We start from the raw sequence: 1,116 nt of genomic DNA, 5'->3' as shown, positions 1-1,116 counted from the left end.
AATCCCGACATCCTGGTGATCTCGGACGCTTCTCTGTCACCGATGCTAGGCATCGTCGTGCTGTTCGCTTTCTGGCTCGCTTTCGCCCTTTTGCAGGTCCGAGAATGGCGCGCCCGGCAGGCGGCGCACTTCCCTGGAGCGGCGAGGACGGCGCTTCGGGCCATCCGCTGATGACGGCCGCGGCGATCCGCGAGGCCGCCGGCAATTTTGGCAATTGCGTTGCCGGGATGTGGCCGGATGCCGCACGACGCGGCGTCACGCAGGAGAATTTTCAGCGCTTCACGGCCGGGCTCTCGCCCGACCTGCGCATCATGGACCTGATGGACTCGCAGCCGGAGTTCACCAAGTCGATCTGGGACTATCTCGACATCCTCGTGAACGACAACCGCCTCGCCAAGGGCCGCGAGGTCCTCGCCAAATACAAGGCGCAGTTCGACGCCACCGAAAAGGCCACCGGCGTCGACCGCTACATCATCGCCTCGATCTGGGGCATCGAGTCCAATTACTCGACGCAGATGGGCGACCGCAGCGTGCTGCAATCGACCGCCACGCTCGCCTGCATCGGCCGCCGCCAGGCCTATTTCAAGGACGAGTTCCTGTCCGCGCTGGAGATCGTCAACCGCGGCGACCTCAGACCGGAGCAGATGCGCGGCTCCTGGGCCGGCGCCTTCGGCCCGACCCAGTTCATGCCGACTGCGTTCAAGCGCTTTGCCGTCGATGGCGACGGTGACGGCAGGCGCGACGTCGTCGACAATCCCACTGACCTGATCGCCTCGACCGCCAACAATCTGAAGAAAGACGGTTGGCAGGCCGGTCAGACCTGGGGCTTTGAGGTCGTGGTGCCCCAGGGATTCAACTACATGCTGGCCGATCGCGCCAAGGCGATGACGATCGCGCAATGGGAGAAGCTCGGGCTGAAGCGCCCGACGGGCCAGCCGTTCCCGCATCCGGCCGAGAAGGCCTATCTGCTGGCGCCGGCGGGCGCGCAAGGCCCCGGCTTCCTGATGCTGCAGAATTACCGCGTCATCATGAAGTACAATCCGGCCGAGGCCTATGCGCTGGCGATCGGCCATTTCGCCGACCGCCTGCGCGGCGGGCAACCCTTCGTGCAGCCCT

General features: G+C 65.3%; 1 protein-coding gene. It reads left to right on the top strand.

What is annotated here, in order from left to right; translation table 11 throughout:
* Nucleotides 1–104 precede the first annotated feature (104 nt).
* Nucleotides 105–1,116, top strand: a 1,012-nt coding sequence (locus MOV74_RS38800; protein WP_246932867.1) for a lytic transglycosylase domain-containing protein, incomplete at its 3' end; no start/stop codon positions are given.

This window comes from Bradyrhizobium sp. SHOUNA76 (genome assembly GCF_023006445.1).
Taxonomy (GTDB): Bacteria; Pseudomonadota; Alphaproteobacteria; order Rhizobiales; family Xanthobacteraceae; genus Bradyrhizobium.
This window is presented reverse-complemented; position numbering and strand designations above follow the sequence as displayed.